Annotated in this window: 24 protein-coding genes; 4 read left to right on the top strand and 20 right to left on the bottom strand. The window is 56.8% G+C overall.

The genetic code is table 11. The features are described from left to right. Positions 1–35: 35 nt before the first annotated feature. The 11 genes from ACR0IU_RS04430 to ACR0IU_RS04380 all read right to left on the bottom strand — a co-directional run bounded on the left by ACR0IU_RS04430 (position 36) and on the right by ACR0IU_RS04380 (position 9069). Complete coding sequence (locus tag ACR0IU_RS04430; protein WP_480715399.1) at positions 36–1142, bottom strand: alpha-hydroxy acid oxidase; 1107 nt, start codon at positions 1140–1142, stop codon at positions 36–38. Next, on the bottom strand, positions 1142–1696 hold the full coding sequence (gene comE, locus ACR0IU_RS04425; RefSeq protein WP_480715398.1) for a sulfopyruvate decarboxylase subunit beta: 555 nt from the start codon (positions 1694–1696) through the stop codon (positions 1142–1144). The genes ACR0IU_RS04430 and comE overlap by 1 nt, the downstream gene beginning before the upstream one ends. Then, positions 1693–2199, bottom strand: coding sequence for a sulfopyruvate decarboxylase subunit alpha (comD, locus tag ACR0IU_RS04420; RefSeq protein WP_170472438.1), 507 nt, complete (start codon positions 2197–2199; stop codon positions 1693–1695). The genes comE and comD overlap by 4 nt, the downstream gene beginning before the upstream one ends. Before the next feature lie 60 nt (positions 2200–2259). Next, positions 2260–2670, bottom strand: coding sequence for a universal stress protein (locus ACR0IU_RS04415; RefSeq protein WP_010441976.1), 411 nt, complete (start codon positions 2668–2670; stop codon positions 2260–2262). A gap of 30 nt (positions 2671–2700) precedes the next feature. After that, on the bottom strand, positions 2701–3681 hold the full coding sequence (locus tag ACR0IU_RS04410; RefSeq protein ID WP_480715397.1) for an alcohol dehydrogenase catalytic domain-containing protein: 981 nt from the start codon (positions 3679–3681) through the stop codon (positions 2701–2703). Beyond that, a complete protein-coding gene (locus ACR0IU_RS04405; protein ID WP_170779761.1) occupies positions 3678–4439 on the bottom strand; it encodes an SDR family oxidoreductase in 762 nt (253 codons plus the stop codon). Before ACR0IU_RS04405 ends, ACR0IU_RS04410 begins: the two co-directional genes overlap by 4 nt. Beyond that, positions 4432–5739: a histidinol dehydrogenase gene (gene hisD, locus ACR0IU_RS04400; RefSeq protein ID WP_170472447.1), complete on the bottom strand. Its 1308-nt coding sequence runs from the start codon at positions 5737–5739 to the stop codon at positions 4432–4434. Before hisD ends, ACR0IU_RS04405 begins: the two co-directional genes overlap by 8 nt. Positions 5740–5751: 12 nt before the next feature. Beyond that, complete coding sequence (locus ACR0IU_RS04395) at positions 5752–7080, bottom strand: TRAP transporter large permease (RefSeq protein WP_170472449.1); 1329 nt, start codon at positions 7078–7080, stop codon at positions 5752–5754. A gap of 11 nt (positions 7081–7091) precedes the next feature. Next, on the bottom strand, positions 7092–7604 hold the full coding sequence (locus ACR0IU_RS04390) for a TRAP transporter small permease (protein ID WP_480715396.1): 513 nt from the start codon (positions 7602–7604) through the stop codon (positions 7092–7094). 111 nt (positions 7605–7715) lie between these two features. Continuing rightward, the gene (locus ACR0IU_RS04385; RefSeq protein ID WP_170540842.1) at positions 7716–8861 is read right to left on the bottom strand and encodes a TRAP transporter substrate-binding protein; all 1146 of its coding nucleotides are present in this window, start codon (positions 8859–8861) and stop codon (positions 7716–7718) included. 22 nt (positions 8862–8883) lie between these two features. Further along, entirely contained in the window at positions 8884–9069 is a 186-nt protein-coding gene (locus ACR0IU_RS04380) for a hypothetical protein (RefSeq protein ID WP_010441969.1), read from the bottom strand. A 131-nt stretch (positions 9070–9200) separates the two neighbouring features. On the opposite strand from ACR0IU_RS04380, the gene ACR0IU_RS04375 reads away from it, so the two are divergent. Then, positions 9201–10229: a LacI family DNA-binding transcriptional regulator gene (locus ACR0IU_RS04375; RefSeq protein WP_480715395.1), complete on the top strand. Its 1029-nt coding sequence runs from the start codon at positions 9201–9203 to the stop codon at positions 10227–10229. 86 nt (positions 10230–10315) lie between these two features. Here the strand turns inward: ACR0IU_RS04375 and ACR0IU_RS04370 are convergent, their stop codons facing one another. The 6 genes from ACR0IU_RS04370 to ACR0IU_RS04345 form a co-directional block, all read right to left on the bottom strand. Continuing rightward, a complete protein-coding gene (locus ACR0IU_RS04370) occupies positions 10316–11647 on the bottom strand; it encodes an ArnT family glycosyltransferase (protein WP_480715394.1) in 1332 nt (443 codons plus the stop codon). Positions 11648–11903: 256 nt separating this feature from the next. Further along, positions 11904–12428 carry a DUF2478 domain-containing protein gene (locus ACR0IU_RS04365; RefSeq protein ID WP_170540852.1) on the bottom strand — a complete coding sequence of 175 codons (525 nt, stop codon included), beginning with the start codon at positions 12426–12428 and terminating at the stop codon, positions 11904–11906. Positions 12429–12500: 72 nt separating this feature from the next. Next, a complete protein-coding gene (locus ACR0IU_RS04360; RefSeq protein WP_480715393.1) occupies positions 12501–13166 on the bottom strand; it encodes an NnrU family protein in 666 nt (221 codons plus the stop codon). A gap of 103 nt (positions 13167–13269) precedes the next feature. Then, the gene (locus ACR0IU_RS04355) at positions 13270–15333 is read right to left on the bottom strand and encodes an ABC transporter permease (RefSeq protein WP_480715392.1); all 2064 of its coding nucleotides are present in this window, start codon (positions 15331–15333) and stop codon (positions 13270–13272) included. Beyond that, positions 15330–16379, bottom strand: a complete 1050-nt coding sequence (locus tag ACR0IU_RS04350) for a quaternary amine ABC transporter ATP-binding protein (RefSeq protein WP_480715391.1) — start codon at positions 16377–16379, stop codon at positions 15330–15332. Before ACR0IU_RS04350 ends, ACR0IU_RS04355 begins: the two co-directional genes overlap by 4 nt. 10 nt (positions 16380–16389) lie before the next feature. Next, the gene (locus ACR0IU_RS04345; protein WP_480715390.1) at positions 16390–17340 is read right to left on the bottom strand and encodes an ABC transporter substrate-binding protein; all 951 of its coding nucleotides are present in this window, start codon (positions 17338–17340) and stop codon (positions 16390–16392) included. Positions 17341–17677: 337 nt separating this feature from the next. Here ACR0IU_RS04345 and ACR0IU_RS04340 point away from each other — a divergent pair, with 337 nt between their 5' ends. Together ACR0IU_RS04340 and ACR0IU_RS04335 are read left to right on the top strand one after the other, a co-directional pair. Further along, positions 17678–18340: a DNA-3-methyladenine glycosylase I gene (locus tag ACR0IU_RS04340; protein ID WP_480715389.1), complete on the top strand. Its 663-nt coding sequence runs from the start codon at positions 17678–17680 to the stop codon at positions 18338–18340. A 42-nt stretch (positions 18341–18382) separates the two neighbouring features. Beyond that, positions 18383–19069: a hypothetical protein gene (locus ACR0IU_RS04335; RefSeq protein ID WP_170472470.1), complete on the top strand. Its 687-nt coding sequence runs from the start codon at positions 18383–18385 to the stop codon at positions 19067–19069. Between the two features lie 5 nt (positions 19070–19074). On the opposite strand, the gene ACR0IU_RS04330 is transcribed toward ACR0IU_RS04335, so the two are convergent. Beyond that, the gene (locus tag ACR0IU_RS04330; RefSeq protein WP_480715388.1) at positions 19075–19482 is read right to left on the bottom strand and encodes a c-type cytochrome; all 408 of its coding nucleotides are present in this window, start codon (positions 19480–19482) and stop codon (positions 19075–19077) included. 97 nt (positions 19483–19579) lie between these two features. Between ACR0IU_RS04330 and ACR0IU_RS04325 the strand changes: the two genes are divergently transcribed. Continuing rightward, positions 19580–20017 carry a DMT family transporter gene (locus ACR0IU_RS04325; protein WP_010441957.1) on the top strand — a complete coding sequence of 146 codons (438 nt, stop codon included), beginning with the start codon at positions 19580–19582 and terminating at the stop codon, positions 20015–20017. Here ACR0IU_RS04325 and ACR0IU_RS04320 read toward each other — a convergent pair. Both ACR0IU_RS04320 and ACR0IU_RS04315 read right to left on the bottom strand, forming a co-directional pair. Beyond that, positions 20001–20687, bottom strand: a complete 687-nt coding sequence (locus ACR0IU_RS04320; protein WP_480715387.1) for an ABC transporter ATP-binding protein — start codon at positions 20685–20687, stop codon at positions 20001–20003. The two genes, ACR0IU_RS04325 and ACR0IU_RS04320, sit on opposite strands and share 17 nt — an antisense overlap. Continuing rightward, a complete protein-coding gene (locus tag ACR0IU_RS04315; protein ID WP_480715386.1) occupies positions 20680–21966 on the bottom strand; it encodes a lipoprotein-releasing ABC transporter permease subunit in 1287 nt (428 codons plus the stop codon). The genes ACR0IU_RS04320 and ACR0IU_RS04315 overlap by 8 nt, the downstream gene beginning before the upstream one ends. Between the last annotated feature and the right edge of the window lie 311 nt (positions 21967–22277).

The raw sequence follows: 22277 nt of genomic DNA, 5'->3' as shown, positions 1-22277 counted from the left end.
GGAAGCCGGATCCGGACAGCCAGCGCGCACTAACGCTATTCGCGCCAACCGACATCGTCCAATGTCGTCAGCCCAGTCTGCGCCATTGCAATACTCAATTCGTCGCTGAGAACACCCCAAAGCTGTTCCAGACCCGGCTCTCCGGCAGCGGCGATGGCATATTGCAGTATTCGTCCAACAAAGACAAAATCCGCTCCGACTGTCAGAGCCTTGAGGATATCTTCGCCAGATCTGATGCCGCTATCATAAAAAATCGGGAAGTCCGGCCCAAGCGCATCACGGATTTCTGGCAGCTTTTCGATGGGTGCAGGTGCAGAGTCCAGCTGCCTTGCGCCATGGCTGGAGACCTGAATTGCATCCACCCCTGCCGACACAAGTGTTCGGGCATCCTCGACATCCAATACGCCTTTTATCACCAATTTTCCCGGCCACCCATCGCGTAACCGGCTCAGCGTATCCCAATCGGCACGCGCGCGGCTTTCAGTTCGGTCAAAATCGTAACCTTCCGCATCGAAATTCGCCATCACAGGGCGACCCTTGAACAAGGTGGTCAACGACCAACGAGGGTGCAGAGCAAAGTCGAGGAACTGGCGCGGTCCAATACGAAACGGCATCTTGAACCCATGGCGCAATTCGCGTGGACGCCGACCAACCTCGGGCACATCTACGGTCAGAACCAGAACGTCATAACCTGCGAATTTCGCCCGCTCGACCAGTTTATACGTGCCTGAGCCGTCTCCACTGAAATAGAGTTGAAACCAGGCATTGCCTTCGGCTTCGGCAATGATCTCTTCCATTGAGGTAGACGCAACTGTGGATACGACATGAGGCACACGGTTTTGCGCTGCCAAACGTGCCAGCATCAGATCAGCGCCAGGAGCTGAAAGGTTGCACATCCCCATCGGGGCAATCCCAAAAGGCCGATCTGATTGTTGGTCTAAAATCTGCGCCGCCAGCGATCGCTGGCTCACATCCTTCAAGATACGCGGACGCAGAGTAATGGCATCCAAGGCAGCACGGTTTCGAACCGCCCCGGATTCCTGCCCGGCAGCGCCATCAATATAGTCAAACACCATCCAGGGCAGCCTGCGACGCGCCAGGCGTCGCGCGTCCTCGGCCGAATGAATGGTGCTGGCGGCCATCAGGCCTGAACGGCCTTCATGAAGCGGTCACGAATGACCACCGGGTCCATTGTAATCGGTGGCATCTTGGCATTGCCGCTTTCGCACTTGCTGACAATTATGGTCATCTGCTTCGCATCCAGGGCCTCTTGCAGGGCACGACCTGTTTCTTCGGCCGCGCACTCAATCACACGTTCACATCCCGCGGCTTCGGCCATCTTCGTAAGCGAGGTTTTTTGACCTGCATAAGTCGGCTGGTCCCCCGTCGACCCGTAGGAACCGTTGTCCACAATCAACAGGATGTAGTTGTCCGCCACATTATTCGCGATGGTTGGCAAAGTACCCAGATTGGTCAGGATCGAGCCATCACCATCAATCACGATCACCGGTTTGGGCTGCGACAACGCTAATCCCAACCCAATTGAAGAGGCCAACCCCATTGTCCCCAGCATATAAAAGTTGGACGGTTGGTCGTCGATGGCGTGCAGTTCCTGACTGGGAATGCCGATGTTACAGACAACCAGTTGATCACGCAGGATCGGAGCGATTTCCTTGAGAATTTCAGAACGGATCATTGGTCGCCATAGCCTCCCCAGAAATTGGCATCGGTCAGGATCGCGACCGGCTTATTGCACATGAACGTATATTTCAGGATCGCGTCCAGTTCTTCGACATCGGACTGATGGTGGAAATGATAGGTAGGTATGTTGAGCTGAGCCAAAAGGGCTTTGGTATGAACGGCCATTTCGACTTGACAGGCAATCGGTTCACGCAGCTCTCCGCGATATGAAATCAGCATAGGCAGTGGCATCCGATAATACTGAATCAAAGTCGCCAGCGTGTTGATGGTAACACCAATGGCCGTATTCTGCATGATGATAGCTGGGCGTTTTCCACCCATCCATGCGCCGGCACACAGGCCCATGCCCTCGTCTTCTTTGTTCGACGGGATATGAAAAATCCCATCTCGCGCATCGATATGTTCGATTACGCCTGCAAGTTGCTTGCATGGAACGGTGGTCACAAACGAGATATCGTTCGCAACCAGGTCGTCTGTTATCTTTTTGTCTATGTCCATATCCGGAGTATCTGTCCTGTTTGGGGCGCATTGCGCGATTTGGCGTGTCAGTTTTGAGAGCTAGGATGTGCGACAGACATGAACCGCACAAGGTGCGTGTCGGATCACACGCGCAGCGGTGCTGCCAAGGAAAAAGTCGCTGAGGCCCGGTTTGTGCGAGCCAACAACGATACAATCCACATCATGTTTTTCAGCAAATTCAAGAATGGCGCGATAGGAACGTCCCTTGACCATTTCGGTTGTCACATCACCATGGCCGGCCGTTTTCTCTGCCAACCTCTGCTGGGCTTTATCCCACGCGCTGCGCACGGCCTCTTCATCGAGATACGCGCTGACAGAACTGTGCGGCGCCTCATAGACATGCAGCGCGGTGATCTGTCCGCCCGGATTGCATAAGGTTTTGGCGGCGGTGAGGGTTGTGCCGGAAACGCCGTGATCCAGCGCCATGGGGACTAGAACTCTGTCGTACATGTGTGCTCTCCTTATTCTTGGGCAGGTGTCTTATGCCCAGGGATCGAGGATTATCTTGGGCGCAGCCACCAAACCAGAACGCAGGTCCTGAAAGGCGGTAGCACCGTCAGATAAAGGGCGCAACTCGGGCCAATCCAGCGGGCCGAGGCAACCATCGAAGATCGCGCGTGCAGTATCTCGGAAATCCTGTGCAGTGTAGGTATAGGTGCCGATGAACGTGATTTCCTGCAGCGTCATGCGGCGGATATCCAGACCTCCGGCATCCTCGCCCAGCCCAACATGTGCAATCACCCCCCCAGGCAATGCAACAGCAGATGCCGTTACGCGCGTAGCTGCAATTCCGACCGCATCTACAACCAGTGGCACAGTGCCTTGAAACACATCGACGGTCTGCTGGCCGCAACGCTCGGACAGATAAGCCCGACGCTCGGGGTTGGGTTCCTGAACGATCACGTCAGTCACACCCATTGCGCGCAAGGCAAGAGCCGCCGCAAGTCCTATGGCCCCTCCACCAATGACCAGGGCGCGACGGTCCATTCCCGGGCTCAACGCTTGCAGCGCAAGACGCACAGCATGCCAACTGACCGCCAAAGGTTCCGTCAACGCAGCCTTTTCCAAGGGCACGTCATCCGGCACCGTAACCAAATTGCGATCCGGGATGGCCACATATTGAGCAAACGCGCCTTCGCGCGGGGGCATCGAGATAATCTGGCGGTTGGGACAGAGGTTTTCCCGACCTGACGCGCAAGCAGAGCAAGATCCACAGTTGACCAGAGGATTTATGGTCACACGCTGGCCATCGCGGGGCCCACCGGTAACAACACCGGCCGCTTCATGTCCCAGGATAAGGGGCGCAGGGCGGCGTGCGTCATGCCCCAGATAGGCATGCATGTCGGATCCGCAGATGCCAGAGGCTTGGATGCGGATCAGATGCTCTCCTGCCTGAGCGACCGGCATGGGCACATCGTGGAAAGCGAGCGTTTCATTACCTTCGTAAACCAGGGCTTTCATTTCGCCGTAAACCCCCCGTCAACCATCAGGATTTGACCCGTGACATAGGCAGATGCCTCAGAACACAGAAACAGCAGCGGCCCGTCGATGTCTTCAAGCCGACCATTGCGGCCAATGCAGGTTTGCGCCGCATTGCCCGCTGCACGATGCTCGTCGCTGAACACAGCTTGTGTGAGCTCGGTTGGAAAGAACCCCGGCCCAATCGCGTTTGCGGTGATCCCGAAGCCAGACCAAGCCTCTGCCATCGCGCGGGTCAGCTGACCGACCCCACCCTTGCTTGCCCCATAGGCGATGCCACCGGGGAAAGCGCGGAAGGATTGCAGCGAGGCGAAGTTAACAATTCGTCCCCAACCTCGCTGCCTCATTGCCGGTACGATTGCCTGACTCAGAAAAAACGGCGCAGATAGGTTCAGCGCCAGAGTTCTATCCCATTCGGCAACCGTGACCTCGTCTGCTGGCTGCCGGGTGTTAATCCCGGCGGCATGTACTAGAATATCCGGGGCGCCGAAGGGTCGCGAAATCTCTGCGACCAACGCCTCTGTCTGACTTTGGTTTGCCACATCCGACTGCACATAGGCAGCATCCGCACCAATTTCCGCACAGAGGCTCTGCAAAGCTTCTGCCCTGCGTGCGACGGCCACAACCCGCGCCCCGGCCGCCGCAAGTGTAGTGGCCGCCTGTCTTCCCAGCCCTGAACTGGCACCGGTGACGCAAACGGTTCGTCCGGTCAGGTCAAACAATGCGCGTGGGTCAGCCATTCGCGGTCAGGTCAAAGGTTTCATCCGGGAAATACTTGGCCAATCTAACGTCAGCAGCACGCGCATGGCCCTCCATGCCCTCAAGTCGCGCAATTCGGGCGGTGGCTTCAGCGACCGGCTTTGAGCCGTCCCGTGTGGATCGCTGCCATGTCACGATCTTCATGTATTTATGAACCGACAAGCCGCCAGTGTAGCTTGCTGCTCGTGAAGTCGGAAGCACGTGGTTGGTGCCCGCCGCTTTGTCACCGTAGGAAACCGTAGTTTCCTCACCCAGAAACAGCGAACCGTAGCAAGTCAGCCGATCCAGCCACCAGTCCAGATCATCAGCCTGAACCGTCAAATGCTCGGGCGCATATTCGTCGGAACAGGCTGCCATTTCCTCGCGATCCGCACACAGAATGACCTCGGCATAATCGCGCCAGGCAGCGGCTGCATTCTCACGATTCACCTCCGGCAAGTCGTTGATATAGGCTGGCACCAATCGCATGACCTCTTCCGCCAATGAACGGTTGTCGGTCACCAGCCAGACCGGGGAGTTGTAACCGTGTTCGGCCTGACTCACCAAGTCGGTGGCCACAATCTGTGCGTCCGCCGTGGAATCGGCGAGGATCAGGCTGTCGGTTGGTCCGGCGATCATATCGATACCGACGCGACCAAACAGTATCCGTTTGGCTTCGGCAACAAACTGGTTGCCAGGGCCAACAAGAATATTTGCCTTTGGCAGCCCGAACAGGCCAAAGGTCATTGCCGCAACCCCCTGAACGCCCCCCATCGCCATAATTTTATCTGCACCGCAAATGTGGGCCGCATAGATGATAGCAGGCGCAACTCCTACCCCCGGGTGCGGCGGTGAGCAGGCCGTAATGTGCTTGCAACCCGCCACCTTGGCCGTTGTCACGGTCATGATGGCGCTGGCGATATGACTATAACGGCCGCCTGGCACATAGCAGCCGGCAGCATCCACCGGGATCGCCTTTTGACCCGTAGTAAAACCCGGTGATATTTCGATCTGCACATCATGCACCGTGCTTTTCTGCAGCTCGGCGAACCGGCGCACATTGTTGTGCGAAAAGCGGATATCAGCCTTGAGCTTTTCCGGCACAAGCGCGCAAGCCGCCTCGATCTCTTCCGGGGTCAAAAGTACATTGCCCTCGTAATTGTCGAACTTTGCGGCATATTCCAGCGCTTTGGCGTCACCCCCACTCTCGATATCGTTCAGGATGTCCTGCACGATTTTGTGGGTCTCAGACGCGTCTGATTTGGGGGTCAGATCGGCCTTTTTTAGATATTCGCGAGTCATTACCGGGTAGTCCTATTTATAGATATCGGGAAGCAGCGTGGTCGAGATCGGTGGGAAATATGCAATCAACAGCACCACAATCAACATTGTCAGCACAAACGGCACAGCGCGCGCAGCAATCTTGAGTATGGACTCGCCCGTGATGCCCGAGACAACAAAGAGGTTCAATCCCAACGGAGGTGTGATGAATCCCACACCCAGCGCAGTGATCATCATGATACAAAACTGAATCTCATTCATTCCGATATTGTCGGCCAGTGGCTTCAGGATTGGTGCCAGGATCACAATATTGGGCGTTGTTTCCATGACGCAGCCTGCGGCGATCAGAATACAGATCATCAGCAGGATCAACAGCATCGGATCATCAGTCAAACCAGTCACCGCCGTCACGAACCCCTGAGGGACTCCCATGATTGCCAGCGCTTCGGCCAGCGGGGCCGAGAACGCGATGATTGGCAGGATTACCCCGTTCACTTTGGCAGAACTGACCAGCATCGCAGGAAAGTCGGATAGCTTCAGAGTTCCCAAAATGAAGCCCATCACGATGGTGACGACAACCGCGGTCGCACCAGCCTCGGTCGGGGTCAGGCGGCCCGAGAAAATACCGTAGAAGATAATCCCGGGCACGATGAAGGCGTACCAACCGGATTTTAGCGAATGACCAAGGTTACCGAGCCATTCGCTCAGTCCCATATTGCCCCCAGTTTCATAGGTATAGATCCGGTTCATGATAATATTGGTAATCAGGATCGAAACCAAAATCGCTAGGCCGGGGATTAATGCCGCAAGAAACAGGGTCGAGGCTGAAATGCCCAACACGAGGCCGATGATGATATAGGCGATCGAAGGTGGAATCAGGATGCCGGTACAGGCGCCCGCAGCCACCAGCGCACAGGCATAAGGTCGCGGGTAACCGCTTTCGACGAGGCGTGCGATGGTCATCCGCCCCACCGCAGCAGCGCCCGCCGCATCAGAGCCCGAAATCGCGGCAAACATCCCGCAAACCAGCACCGTGGCTGACCCGAAACCTCCGCGCGTCCAACAGGTCAGCGCTTCGGCGACATCAAGGAATTTCTTACTAAGCCCTGTCCTTACAAGAACATCCCCGGTCAGGATGAAAAGGGGGACAGCTGTTAAGGCAAAGGCGTCTATTCCGGTGAACAGGCTTTCACCAACCGCGCTCAGCGGCAGATCCCCTGACATGACCAACATGACAATCGCGGCGGTGCCGATCGCCGCCCATACCGGTACGGCCAATGCGATCAGGCCAACGAACAGAATGACGGGCAAATAAAAATCCCAGCCGAGCTCGACCGTTTGATTGAGGGAATTCCAGAGCATTCGAGTTCTCCTCAGTCAAACAGTTTGTCGCCTTCGAAGACGGGTGTGCCGTCTCGAAGAGATTTGAAGTCGCGCATCAAGGATTGAATGAGGCGCCATATCATCAGCGCAAACCCGGTGGGGACTGCCATCAGAAACCAAACCTTGGAGACCCGCAGCCCATCCGTGACCGAACCAAACTTGGCGGAGACATGGACGGCTTCATAGGACCAGTAGAGTGCGATGACTGCCACACCCAGCATCACCAGATCGCCGAATATATACAGAACCGCCTTTGGACGCTGCCCCATGTAGTGCATGAGCACGTCGATACGGATATGAGCACGTTCCTTGACCGCTGCCGCCGCGCCTATCCAGGCGAGATAGATGAAAGAGTAGCGAACGATTTCCTCGCCCCAGATCGAGGAAAAGGCAAATACCTCGCGCCGCAGCACCTCGATCGCCATGGTAATGACAAGCATCACGTAGAACACAAGTAGCATCCAGCGTTCGGCGTCGCGGTTGATCTTTTGCAATAAGGTCATTTCCAGCCCCGATCCCTGGCAGCGCTCAATTTTGCCGGTCCAAAGGAACCGCTGCCATCTGGTTGAATGGGAAAAAGTGGGCGAAAGGCTTTTCCCCCTCGCCCAACTAAATTACGCGTCGTGGACGTAGTATTTACCCTGCGTACCAGCCGCTTCGACCAGCTTCTCGAAATTCTCCATCGAGCCTGCCAGTTCGGTCTTGAAAGGATCCCATTCCGAACGCTGGTAGCCACCGGCATCTTGCCACTCGGCCAATTGATCGTCAGACAGCGAATGGAATTGCACGCCCGCCTTGTTGAGTTCGGCCATTGCAAAGGCCCTTGCCGATGGAACCTTGGACAGATTCTGATGGCTGGTCATTTCAGAACCCCACATGATCCCTTCCTGCACGTCGGCTGGCATGGAATTGAACCACTCAAGGTTACAGGAATAGACCTGACTGTCAGGCACCGCCTGCGTGAAGGTGACATTGCTGAGGATATCTTTGAATCCAAAGACATACAGTGCTCCAACCGATGGGTCGAGCGCATCCGCAACACCCTGTTTGATCGCCGATGGCGTCTCACCCCAGGCAACCGGTGTCGGATTCGCACCGACCATCCGATAATATTGCTGCAACATTTTTGATCCCGGCACGCGGAATTTTACACCGCTCATATCAGACGGTGTCATGATCGCGTTCCCGCCCTGCCGCACAGCGACAACACGTGGATCGATGACAACGTAGAACAGGGCCTTGAACCCAGCAGCTTCGACCTTGGGGTGAACTTCATTGGTCCAAGTGTCCGAATGTACCAGGTTTGTGAACCGCTGGTTCGAGCCGCAGAGATACGGCATGTTGATAAGGTCAACGGTTGACGCAAAGGGCGCAAAGTTTGACAGCGAATGCTGGGCCGCCTGAATTGTTCCACCCTGAACTTTCTGGACCAGTGCGCCGCCTGCACCCAATTGGCCACCTGGGGCAAGCTTGACATATACCTTGCCGTTGGTGGCGTTCTGGATGTTCTCTTTCAGATCCAATTGCATAATCGGATAGCTGCGCGAAGCGCCCAAAACATAAGCTGTGGCGACAGTCATTACGTGATCAGCCGCTTTTTCGCGTTCTTTTTCTTCTTTGGCGGTCTGCGCCGCCGCCTCTGATGACCACAATACGCCACCCGCACCAGCCACAAGCGCCGCTGTGAACGAGCCGGTTGAGGCCAGTTTCAGAAAATTCCGGCGCTCAGCAGATTTGAGGCCATCCTTGCCATTCGTCATTGTCTTCCTCCCATGAAATCCGTCAGCTGCCGTTTTTGTTTTTATGGTCAGCCTCTTGCTTGAGAATGGCCACCACGAACAAAATCGAGGCGGCAAACAAAACCAGCATTTCCCCGACATCCCCCAGAAACGCACCACCGCCAAAGGCGCCCAAGGCCACATTGGCAAAGAACACGATAAACACAGCGGCAGCAGCCCAGAGGAACATCACGGAATCCCAGTTCGTTATCTCAAATACATTTGTAAGCGCTTACATTGATAATGCAAGCGCTTACATGAATAGATGGCAAATGGGCATTTTTGTGATAAGACGGGCGTCAGATCAGATGCAGGCTCAGTATGGGAAAAACCCGTTCAGCTCCGACACTTAACGACGTCGCAAAGGCGGCGGGCGTATCGACCGCCACAGTCTCGAGATGCCTGAACTCACCGGAAAGAGTGGTCGAATCCACGCGCAAGCGTGTGATGCAAGCAGTCGAATCGCTGGGCTATACACCGAATTTCGCGGCCCGCGTGATGGCAGCGAATCGCAGCTTTACGATCGGTGCAATAATCCCGACAATGGACAACGCGATCTTCGCCCGCGGGCTGCAGGAATTTCAGGACCAGCTTCGCGAAAGCGGATATACGCTTTTGGTCTCAAGCTCGGCCTATGATCCCGAAGTCGAGCGAGAACAAATTCGCACTCTTGTCGCGCGCGGTGCAGACGGGTTGCTGCTGATTGGATATGCACGAGATGCAGAGATCTACAATTATCTCGAACAGCACCAGATTCCGTCGTTGGTTGCCTGGTCTTACGATCCAACGGTGCAGCGCCCTTCGGTCGGTTTCAGCAATACCGCAGCAATGGGAGAACTGGCCCGAAAGGTGATTTTGGCCGGTCACCGACAGATTGCAATGATTTCGGGGAAAACCAAAGGCAATGACCGTGCTCAAAGTCGGGTTGAGGGCGTCAGACTTGCCATGACGGAAAACAGCCTCGATCCTGACACCCTAACGCTGATCGAAACCACATACGAAATTGAAAAGGGTGCTGAGGCCCTTCGTAAACTCATGAACCTGAGCCCAAGGCCGACGGTGGTGATTTGCGGCAACGACGTCCTTGCCGCCGGGGCCCTGCGTGAAGCACGTAACCTTGGCGTTCAGGTTCCAGAGCAGCTTTCGATAACTGGATTTGATGACATTGAGTTGGCCGAAATTGTAAGCCCGTCCCTGACGACAGTTCACGTCCCTCATCGCGAAATGGGGCGCAAGGCTGCACAGGAACTTGTAGAAATGGTTGAAGGTAGGTCAGAAGGCCGATCAGTCTGCATAGATACTAGGATGGTCGTTCGTCACTCGTTGGCTGGGCCGCCTGATTTGCTCTAGAGATCGCGCCAAAGCGCGTCCGGAATATTCAAGACCATGGGATGACTGTTGAGCGCCCTGATCTTCAATTGAGTTGCTGTCCAACGCTACCGGGTCACAGGTGCGAAAGACAGCGACATCAATTCATCAGAATCAAATCGATACGGGGCTTCCAAGGTGACAACATCAGCCGGATCGATGTCTTTCGGTGCTTTTCGACCTGCAACCCAAACACGGAGCGACGGAGCAGATACACTCACGCGGCGTTCGCCGTGAATTGATCGATCCGGGGCCAGATAGGCCATGTTGCCAGCCAGCCAGTTATGGGCAACGATCGCGATATCAGGCGGGGTCTGATCCAGTATCTGAGGGGTAAGCGCAGCAAACGGAGCCGCACGCTTTGCGTTTCCGGCAAGATTATGATGCAGCATGGCCACGACGATCAGCACAGCTAGCCCGCCCGAGATCTGGCAGAAGCGTCGGGTTCCAGCTCGGCCAATCTTGGGTAGAAGCCACAGCATAGTGGCTGGACCTGCAAATATCAGGATGGGTTGCAGCCAGCGATCCTTAATATTGGTACTGCCACTGATGATCACGATCAACGCCATCAGGACCAAAGCCCAAAACACCGTCCGCAGCATAAAACGCAATAGGTCATCTGCGACACCGGGCGCCCCTTGCCGCCGGTAGATCAACCAGAGAATGCTCATAATCAGGGATAGCAGCGCCACAAAACCCAGCGCCGCCATCGACAGCTCGGCTGCGCCGCGCAAGGCCGCCGAATAGGTGGGCCCATCGCTAGACATGTCGAGTTTGCGCGCGCTGTCAAAGGCAAGGGCCGAATGGTTTAGAATCCACACCATCGGAGCAGCAATCAGAGCCGCAGCGATACCGGCCGACGACAACAACCTCACCGACAAGAAAGGTTTACGCGTCTCTCGCGCACTGAGCGCCGCCAGAAGCATAGCCAGGAGCGCAATAGCGTAATTGTACTTGGACAGCCCACCCGCCGCCATCACCACGCCTAGAAGGACATAGCCTTTGGTCGTGGGATTGCGGATCAATCCCCAGATCACCGCGAAACTCAGCGCAGAACAGAGATTGGCGAGAACCGTGTGCGTCAGCGCGCGCTGCGCTTCCCAACTGAATTGATAAAGCATCAACAACGACAGCACCGACACCCCCGCGGCTACGGGATTTTGTCGGGTCCGAATAGTCATATAAAGAGTGACGACGGTCGCTAACAGTAACCCGTTCTTCAGCAGCGACAGCCCAAGTATGCTTGGGCCGGTGATCTGGAAAACGGCCCATTGCAACCATGCATACAGTGGTAGTTGGGGGCCGTAACCCCATTGAAGTTCGCGGGCATCCAGCAAAATCTCGGCCTCGTCCAGACCGAGCGCACCCCCGGTGGCGAGCCGAACAACAACGTGCAGCAAGAAGTATCCGCAAAATAACCAAAGCCAAAATCTGTCAGTTCCAGCCAACTGCTGAATCCGCCCGGGATTGGTGGATAGCTGGCAAAGATCCGTCTGGGATTGGCTCATGATACGCCCCGATTCCACCGGTGCGTCCCTATCCTGTCGAACTCCCGGATTGCTTCTTCGCCGAAGCTAGACCCGATGCAGTCAGACATGTCCAGTTTTTTCACATTCTCGTGTCGAATGCGGTTTAACGACCGCCCATGATGGGCAATCAGGCTGTGCGCTGCGTCTCAGACTGGTTCAGACCGTCAAGCCAATCAGTCAGGCAACCGAGGTCCGGTTCGAGCGCTTCGGCCATCCCGCCCGCGAACTCCTGAAACCGTTCTATATTCAGTTTGTTGAGCCCTACCAGGACCGGTATCCCACGTCCCAACGCATCTGCTATGAGAGGTCGAAAGCCGCGCCCGTCGGCCTCATGCTTGCCGAACTTGTTGATAATCAGCAACTGCGGAGCGTTATCCAGAGATTGGGTCACCAATCCGACAGCGCGTTCCAGCTCGGCCGGGTCCAGACGACACCCACGCGCATTTTTACCCAGCGATTGCGAGATGCGAATGGTTTCTCCGGTCGGCAACACCTTAAGGTCCATATCGCATTTATAGCCTTCGGCGCATTCGGTGTTGGTTTGCACCACACCCGACAACGCGGTGCCCGTATCTGTCAGCGCCTCGGCAAAAGCACTGAGCAGGCGATCGGTGGCACCGCGATCGGTGGTTGTGACATAGGCGAGATGCATTTGGAGACCTCAAGACTTCGAATGGTGATAGATCAGATAGCACGGGCCGGACAGTTCGACCACTCCCGCGTGTCAGGGCATCGGTGAGAGCCCGATCACAGCTTCGTGCAGATGGAAGATAACTGCGTAGGCAGCGAAAGCGGCAAGCCAGACCCAAAAGCGTGGCCATGGACGAGGCACGCGCAAGGAGATACGCGCGGTATTTCGAGACAGGCGATGCCAATCCGACCCCATGTAACGGGCTGTGCGGCGGTCGATCAGAACCATTCCCATCGCAGCGAAGCCCGCGAACAATCCGAACAGGATGACATGTGACAGACTGCCATTTGCCAGTAGGTGGGCAACGGCCCAAAGCATCAGCGCCACTAAGATCGGATGGCGCGTAGTGCGCAGGATGCCGGGGGATTCTGGATCAAAGGAACGATGCCCTAATCCTCCAAAAGAAAATGGGTTCTGGATCGAGAGGCCCGCAATGGCCAGCCAACAGACTATCGGCATAACGAGAAGTGGCGCCCAACGGAAGATGGTGAGCGGCGGAATGACCTCGAGATATGGTGCATTGGCAGCGGCGACGATCAGCCAGCCCAATACCACAAGCGAGATCAGTGAGTAGGCAGCGAAGTACCCTGTGCGCCCGAATGTGCCTATCAGCCAGCCGCGCACCGCTGGCCGCGCCGGGATCATGTGGCTGAGCAGAAAGGTCACGAGTGCTGCGAGGAAATAGCCCCAACCGGTCATTTTTATCTCCGAACATGTTGCACCCGGATTACGTCGTGATCACGTGTGGGTCTTTGTCCGAAATCAAGTGCGGCATGGAGCGGTTGCCCGCCCCAGCCCTGTCTTAGAGGCCCAGCGCCTTGCGGCGTTCTTCGGCAAAGCCCTGCACCATGCGATCGGCGATCAGCGCGAGGATAGCCATCGCCGCCCCGGCCGAGATGCCAAGCCCCACATCAGCCTGCCCCAGTGCCAGATAGATCGACTGACCCAGACCGGTCGTGCCGATCAATGCGGCGATCACCAACATGGCAAAGGCAAAAAGGATGGTCTGGTTCAAACCCAGCAGGATGGTCGGTGCAGCATAAGGCGCGCGAACATCGCGCATGATCTGCCACTCAGTCGCGCCGCTGGAGATCGCGGCCTCCATCATTTCCTCGGGCGTGTTGACCAGCCCGTGCCGCGTGTAGCGGATCATCGGGACAATCGCATAAGCACAGATCGCAAGGAAAGCCGAGAACTCTCCTATCTGGAACACCATCAGGACCGGGATCAGGAACACGAAAAGCGGGATCGTCTGCAGCATATCGCAGATCGGGCGCACAACGGTCCAGACCGGAGACCAGACCGCACTGGCCAGCCCGATCAGACCGCCAAGCACGGCGCAGAAGAACACTGCAGCGCCGCTGAGATAAAGCGACAACAGGGCGCGTTCCCACAGGCCTGAGACAAGGATGGTGCAGAGCAGACCCACCGACAACGCCGCCAGACGCCAGCCACCTGCGACCCAGCCCAGTGCGGCAGCCCCGGTCAGAACAAAGGGCCATGGCAGGTTGGCGATGCCGGTTTCCAGCATGCCGATCAGGATCAAAACCACCAGCCCTCCGGTCAGGTGCCCGCGCCAAGCCATCAGCAGCGCGATTGCGGCCCCAGCGGCGAAGAGACCCAAGCTCATGTTGGGGGTCCACTGGAATCCCCATGTGAAAGGCAGCACCGCCTGATCCAGCCCGATCCGCAGCGGCAGCAGCACATAGAACAGTGAGTTGTTCTTGAGCGCATCCAGCCACGGCCCGTTGGCCTGCGTGAACGCGGTCAGGCCGCTGTCGATGGCCCCGGCCATCGGGTCCAGCACGGTTAGCTCGGACGGGTTCGGCAGCCACGCCCAGAAGGCAGCGGTGAACAGCACCGCAAAGCCCAGCATCGCCCAGACAACGCGGCTATCATAGCGCTTGCGTTCGGTCGCCAGAGTGCCACTCATCCGGTCGATCGCGACAGCGAAGACGACGATCACCAGACCAGCCATCAGGGATTCGCCGAACTGCGCCTTGCGCATGGTCAGCAGAACCTCCCAGCCGATGTCATTGAAGCCACCGATGACGGCGGCGATGATCACCATCGACAGGGCCGCCATCAGGCACTGGTTCACACCGACCATGATCTGCGTGGTGGCCGCCGGAATCTCGACCTGAAATAGTTGCTGCAGGCGGGTGCCGCCGGACATGATGGCGGCTTCCTTGATCTCGGATTCCACCCGTTCCAGTCCTAGCATCACGTTGCGCGCCATTGGCGGCGCCGCATAGATGGCCGAGGCGATCAGGCCAACCACTGGACCAAAGCCAAACAGCAGCAGCAGCGGCGTCAGATAGGCGAATGTCGGTACCGTCTGCATGATGTCCAGCACCGCCTGCACGAATGACTTTACCCGCGGCACCTCATTGGCGAGGATGCCGATCGCGCCGCCCATAATCAGCGCCACGGGCACCGACACGGCGACGAGGGCGAGCGTATTCATGCTCTCGGCCCAATAGCCTGAAGCCAGTACGAAGCTGAGGCCGATAAAGCCCAGCGCCGCCATGGGCAAGCCACCCAGATACCAGCCCAGAGCGGTGACGATACCGATGAGGATCGGCCACGGGGTGTTCCCCAGCACATAGTTGGCAGCATTCATCGGATAGGTCATCAGGTCCGAAAACAGCCGCATGGCCGGTTTGATGCCGTTCAGAAACCAATCAAGAAATGCCCCAACCCATTGAGTTGCGGGCAATTCCCACGCGGCGGGCCATTTGACCAGCCACGGGGCAACGCCTTCCAGCGCAAGGCAGACCGCGCCGACAATCACTGTAATCAGCGCAGCTTGCGCGCCGGCTGTCAGGCGAACCTGTTGCGCGGGAGTGTCCGTCACCGCGGTCATGTCTCATCCACCTGCAAGGCTGCAGCCAAATCAGACGGATGCACGGTGCCGACAATATTGCCGTCTGCATCGCGCACGGGCACGGGTTCATAAAGCTCCATGCAATGCGCAAGTGCTGCATCCAATGTCATTGATGTGGTCAGGCCCGGATCATCTGGCCCACGTTCCCCATCATCGCGCATGACCGAGGCGACCTTGGCGTGCTGGCCTTTGGCAACATCCTTTGAGAACTCGCGCACATAGTCGTCCACCGGGCGCAGCACGATATCCGTTGGTGTGCCGATCTGCACGATCTTGCCATCGCGCATGATGGCGATGCGGTCGGCCAGCTTCAGAGCCTCTTGGATATCATGAGTGATAAAGACGATCGACTTTTTCAACGTCGCCTGAATACGCAGGAACTCATCCTGCAGCTGACGGCGGATCAATGGGTCGAGGGCCGAGAACGGCTCGTCCAGAAACCAAATGTCCGGATTCACGGCAAGACTGCGCGCGATCCCCACACGCTGGCGTTGGCCGCCTGAAAGCTGCCGGGGGAAACTGACTTCGCGCCCTTCCAGACCGACCAGAGAGATCACTTCTTGCGCGCGCGCCAAACGTTCTTTTTTACTCACGCCCTGAACCCGCAGCGGGTATGCTACGTTTTCAGCCACAGTCATATGTGGAAACAAGCCGAAATGCTGGAACACCATGCCTAGCTTTTTGCGCCGAAGATCGGTCAGCACCTTCTTGGATGCACCGATAACGTTCTCGCCATCCACGCGGATTTCCCCGCCCGTACCAGGCAACAGTTGCGAGATGCAGCGGATCAGCGTCGATTTGCCCGAACCCGAAAGTCCCATGATGACGAATAGCTCGCCTTCGCGAACTTCGAAATTGGCGTCTTGTACAGCGGGAATAAACCCGTGTTCCCGAAGATCAGTTGCGGCTTTGTCGGCGTCATTCCCTGACCGAGACAGCGCGTCGGTCAGAGCTTTCTCAGCGCCGGGGCCAAAAACCTGCCAGAGATTCTGGCAGGCAATGGCTGGCGTATTGGCGTCAGTCACTAAAGCGGGCTCACTTGGTTGCCGCGTCAACCACCGGACGCCACTTGCCTTCGTTCTCGGCCATCCATGCAGCGACCACCTCTTCGACTGCACCGCCATCTACGTCGATCGCACCCATCATTGGCTGCTGGTCTTCGACCGCCAGTTGATAGTTGGTCAGGATTTCATAGGCTGCAGGCCACTTCTCTTTCATGCCGCTCCAACCGGCCTTGAAGATGCGGGACGGTGAGAAGTCGCAATCGTTCACCGCATTTGGGTTCGGGCCCCAGGACGGATCGTTAAAGCACGCCTCTTCGCCCGCAGGCAGTTCAACAAACTGCACATCATAGGCCGACATCGCCCAGTGCGGCTGCCAGAAGGTGATCAGCAGCGGCGACTTGCGCTCGGTCGAGGCGCGCAATTCCGCGATCAGAGCACCTTCGGAACCTGCAGGAACCGCTTTGAACGGCAGTTCAAGACCGGTCATGCGGTCCGCGCCAGGTGTGCCCCAATCCGCAGGATAGTCGACAAGGCGACCACCAGGCAGTGTTTCGGCAGTGGCGAAGACCTGCGCGCAGTCTTTCAACGCCTCCCACGCAGGCAGGCCCGGGCACAGCTCGGCGACGTGCGCGGGGTAGGCAATACCTTCTTTCGCATCGAGGCCCAGATCACCGATTTCGACAACAGTGCCTTCGTCAATCTTCTTGGCATACTCGTCTGACACGTTAGAGGACCAGATTTCCAGCGTCGCATCGATGTCGCCATCTGCCAGTGCCTGGAACTGGTTCATCATGCCGGCGGTCACATATTCCACGTTATAACCTGCAGCCTTCAGCATCTCTCCTGCCACATGCGTGGTAACGTGCTGACCAGTCCATTCATTGATTGCCAGCTTGATCGGTTCATCCACAGCGCCCATGTCTGCCGCATGGGCTGAACTGGCGACCAAGATAGCTAACGCGCTTACGCTAAGCTTCTTCATTGTTTTGACTCCCTGTCTTTTTCATTTGCCTTTTTTGAGCTTTTTACAGCCCATCCAGTATTTCCTCGTTCACGGTGCGATCGAAACATGCACAATTCTGGTCGAAATTGAACAGGCAGTTGTTGTTTTTAGCCAGATCATCCGCCCCCGCCAATTCTAACTATTGCTCCGGCCCCTTTCCGTCCGGTGTTCCCCATACGCAGCACCCTTCATACCACAAAGTGAAAGAACTTGATTGACTAGTCAATAAAAACATCTCGGTTTTTCGGATTGCGCACTGGTTTTTACTTGCCAAACGAACAGGATGTATCAGCATTTGCGCAACGGAGGGCCTAAGATGCGTCACTTTGATGAAATCTATGAGCTGGCAGCAGACCGCCATAGTGGACCCGAAGCGCTGGAAAACAAGCTAACCAAACCAACCCCCCCAAATGAACTGGCGGAGATGGCTGATGACCGTTGGTTATCGATAATCACGAAAACGATTTTTCAGGCCGGGTTTAACTGGAAAGTGATCGAGGCAAAGTGGGACGGGTTTGAAACAGCCTTTGACGGCTTCGACCTCGGTCGTTGTGCATTCATGGATGATGAAAAGTTCGACGCCCTGCTCCAAGATACTCGCATCGTACGAAACGGCACTAAAATCGCTGCCGTTCGGGACAATGCGGCCTTTCTTCTGGAACTCCGCTCCGAGGGTGGCGTTGGTCAAACTTTGGGCGGTTGGCCGTCACAGGACTATGTCGGATTGCTGCAGATGCTGGCCAATCGCGGATCGCGACTCGGCGGTGCATCAGCCCAATACGCCATGCGATTTGCTGGCCGAGATAGTTTTATTCTGTCACGCGACGTGACGGCTCGTTTGGTTGCCGAGGGCATCATCGACAAACCCGCGACTTCCAAAAAAGCCATGGCTGCGGTGCAAACCGCTTTCAACACTTGGATGGAACAATCCGGGCGTTCGCTTACAGAAATAAGCCGGGTTTTGGCGATGAGCCTTTGAAAACGGCTTGCAGAGCCAAGCTTCCACATTAGGCTTGTTGATATGCTCCGTACCCTGATGATTTCAGCTCTGTTTCTGTTTGCTTCCTGTGGCCGCCCCCTTACCGATCAGGAACGCACCTTCGCTGGCAAAATTCATGGCGAAACGCTGAATCTCGACCGCGTGCGCTTGGTCGAGGGCGCACCGGTTGCCGCAGTAACATTTACCCGCAAAGCCCGCCCTCGGGTTGCCTGTCGAGAGCGTATATTACCTCCCATCAAAGAGGAAACCGTGACAGGAAAACCAGCGGGTGTCGCCCTGTTTAATCACGTGTACTTTACGAAAGACTGGTATCTGGACGACTACATGAGCCAATACCCTGAACAGATGAACCTGATCGCGGCCATGCTGCTGGCGCATGAGCTGACCCATGTCTGGCAATGGCAGAATCGCAAGACGACTGGCTATCACCCGCTGCGCGCAGCGGCTGAGCACGGGCGCCAGAATGATCCGTATCTGTTCGATCTGGATACCTCACCTGATTTTCTTGCCTATGGGTTTGAACAACAAGGCGCGATTGTCGAAGAATATGTCTGCTGCCGCGCCCTCGACCCTGAGGCACCGCGAACCAAACGCCTGCACGATATGTTAAGCGTACATTTCGATGTCTCAAAACTCCCCGGAAATAAGCGCGAAAGCGATGTGTTGCTGCCTTGGTCGGGCGTGAAAGTGCAAGGTATCTGCCGTTGAGCCTTCTAGCCCTCCTGTAGAGTTTTCAGGAATGCCACCAGATCCACAATCGGCTTGCTAGTCAGAATCGGCTGCCCGTCGGGGGTCTTAATCGCGGTGTCGTTCCCTTCGAAATAAGGCCCATATACCGGCATCGGGCTTCCATGGCTGACCAACGGATCGCGTCCATCAATCCGGGCGACCACGCGCGCGGTCGGAAAATCTCCATCAGCATCCAGCAGCGCTTTCAGGTTCGTTGGCTGGATCACCAGCACCCCAGCCATCGGGCCATGCCCGGTTGCGTCCAACCCATGACAGGTCGCGCAGTGATGCTGATACAGCTCGGCCCCTGCCTCGGCATCCTGTGCGAAAACGGGCGACGAAATCGCAGTGAGTACCGACAGCGAGACTAAGCCAAGTATTGATCGGACCATCGCTTTTCTCCCTTCAGCCTGACAATTCCAGACTTGCCCGGCGGCCACACCAGCGCAATGATCCAGATCAACGAAACGAGCGCAGGGATACAGGGTCATGACACAATACGCAGCAATAATGCTGGCCGCCGGGATCGGCGTTCCCATCCTTGCCGCCCTGAATGCAGCATTGGGCCGACTGATCGGATCGCCGACCGCTGCGGCCGTGATTCTGTTCGCGATTGCCTTTGTGTCCTCGGCTCTGGCGCTTTTGATCCTCGGAGGAAGTGAGGCCTTTGCCAAAATCGCACAAGCTCCGCGTCACTTACTGTTGGGCGGCGTGCTGATCGCGTTTTACGTGCTATCAATTACCCATGTAGCCCCACATTTCGGAGTGGGGAATGCCGTGTTTTTCGTACTGCTGGGCCAGTTGATCAGCACAGCTGCGATTGACCACTTTGGCCTGTTCGGTGCTCAGGTCACACCGCTGACATTGATGCGGGCGGGAGGCATTGCGGTAATGGCGATTGGTGTCGCAATCACTCAGCTGGCCTGAGCACACCGCCTTCCAGCCGCAACATCCGGTCCATCCGCGCCGCCAGATCGAGGTTGTGCGTGGCGATCAGCGCCGATAGCCCTTCGTCCCGCACCAGCGCCATGAGGGCTGCAAAGACCTGATCCGAGGTTTCGGGGTCCAGATTGCCGGTCGGCTCATCCGCTAGCAGAACACGGGGCTTGTTGGCCAATGCCCTGCAAAAAGCCACGCGCTGTTGTTCTCCGCCCGACAATGCGGCTGGCCGGTGTTCCGCGCGGGCCGAAACGCCAACACGATCGAGCAACTGCATCGCTCGTACCTGCGCCGCTTTTTCGGATGTGCCATTCGCAAGTTGCGGCAGAATGATATTTTCCAGTGCCGTGAATTCGGGAAGCAGGTGGTGAAACTGATAGACGAATCCCACATCACGCCGCCGGATCGCTGTGCGTGTGCGATCCCCCTTGCCCGTTGCTCCCTGACCAGCGATTTCAACCTCGCCGGTATCGGGCGTATCCAGAAGACCTGCGATGTGCAGCAAGGTCGACTTCCCTGCGCCTGATGGCGCCACCAGAGCGACCGCCTCCCCGGCGCGCAGCTCCAGATCGGCACCTCGCAACACCTGAATCTCACCTGGCGTGCCTGGAAGGTATGTCTTGCTCAGACCGCTGAGCCTTAACGTCACATCATTCATAGCGCAGCGCCTCAACCGGGTTCAGCCGCGCCGCGCGGCGGGCCGGGAAATAGGTAACAAGGAAGGACAGGCCCAGCGAAAGACCGATGGCTTTCAAGACATCCGACAAGTGCAACTCGGCAGGCAAAGCATAGATACCTCGAATGGAAGGATCCCAGACGCCGCCACCCATAACGTAGTTCACGAACGAGAAAATCGGGTCGATATAGATTGCAAACAGGCAGCCTAGAATGACCCCCATTGCGGTCCCGATGATGCCCGTGAACGCTCCGCAGATGAAGAAAACCCTAAGCACTGACCCTTCGCTAAGGCCAATGGTGCGCAAGATACCGATGTCGCGACCCTTGTTCTTCACAAGCATGATCAAACCCGAAACGATATTCATCGCCGCGATCAACACGAGGATCGAAAGGATGATGAACATAACGTTGTCTTCGACTTCCAATGCCCGCAAAAAACCGCCTGATGCATCCTGCCAAGTCCATATCTGACTACGCCCTCCAGCTGCCTCGATAATCGGGATCAAGATCGGGGTCAGCTCTTCGGGGCGATCGACCATCACCTCGATCTCATCCGCCACTCCTTCACGGTTGAAGAAGCTCTGCGCCTCGGTGAAGGGCATGTAGACTCGGGTACGATCGATGTCAAAACGCCCGGCCGAAAAGACATAGACCACTTCATAAGCATTCACGCGCGGCGACGTACCAAAGGCGGTTTTCACACCATTGGGCGAAGTCAGCTTCACTCGATCTCCAACAGTCGCCCCGATCGCACGCGCCACGCCCGAGCCGATGGCAATGCCCTCCGGGAATCTGGACAGATCGCCATAGGCTTCTTTGCTTTCAGCAATACCCGACAGATCAGCCAGATCGTCAGGACGCATGCCAAAGACCTGCACACCAGAGCTGCGGTCAGCATTGGTGATCAAAACCTGCCCTTTAACCAGCGGGGCGGCGCGCTCAACCCCGGGCACCTGCGCGATCCGCTCGGCCATACCGTCGAAATCGGTGATGGTGCGATCCAGCCGTCCCTGTGCATCTACCTCTCCGGCGGAATAAACGGTGACATGGGCGTTGGCCCCCAGAATGGTGCCCACGAATTCGGAGCGAAAACCAGACCTGACCGCCAACGTGGCGATCAACGCGAACACGGCTAGCGTGATCCCGATCAGCGAGATCCAAGTCATCACACTGACGCCGCCATCCGCACGGCGGGCACGCAGATAACGCCAGGCAATCTTCCATTCAAAAAGAGCGAAGGGCGGTGGTGTTTTGGCCATTCCTGCCTCGGGTTCAGATTTTTCGCGACCCTCTCGACATTTGGTCAGATGGTCAAGCCGGTTATCGCGCGGATGTCCGATTGGCGCTTCTGCAGCCGACGCGGGCATGAAAAGAACAGTCTGAAACGAATCATTCGCCCTCCGGTCAGCGCTTCACCGTCAAAGCGAGAATCACCCCCACTTCGGTACACCAAAGGTTGTGAACCTCTTCACAGACAAAGGCTTATTGTTTCAGGTATGAAGTCAATGTGAGATATCCGTACCTGACTGAGTCACAATCGCAACATTTGGGCGCGAAATATTGTTTCACA

This window comes from Ruegeria sp. CL5 (genome assembly GCF_056536485.1).
The sequence above is the reverse complement of the archived record's forward strand: the minus strand, read 5'-3'. Positions and strand labels throughout refer to the sequence as shown.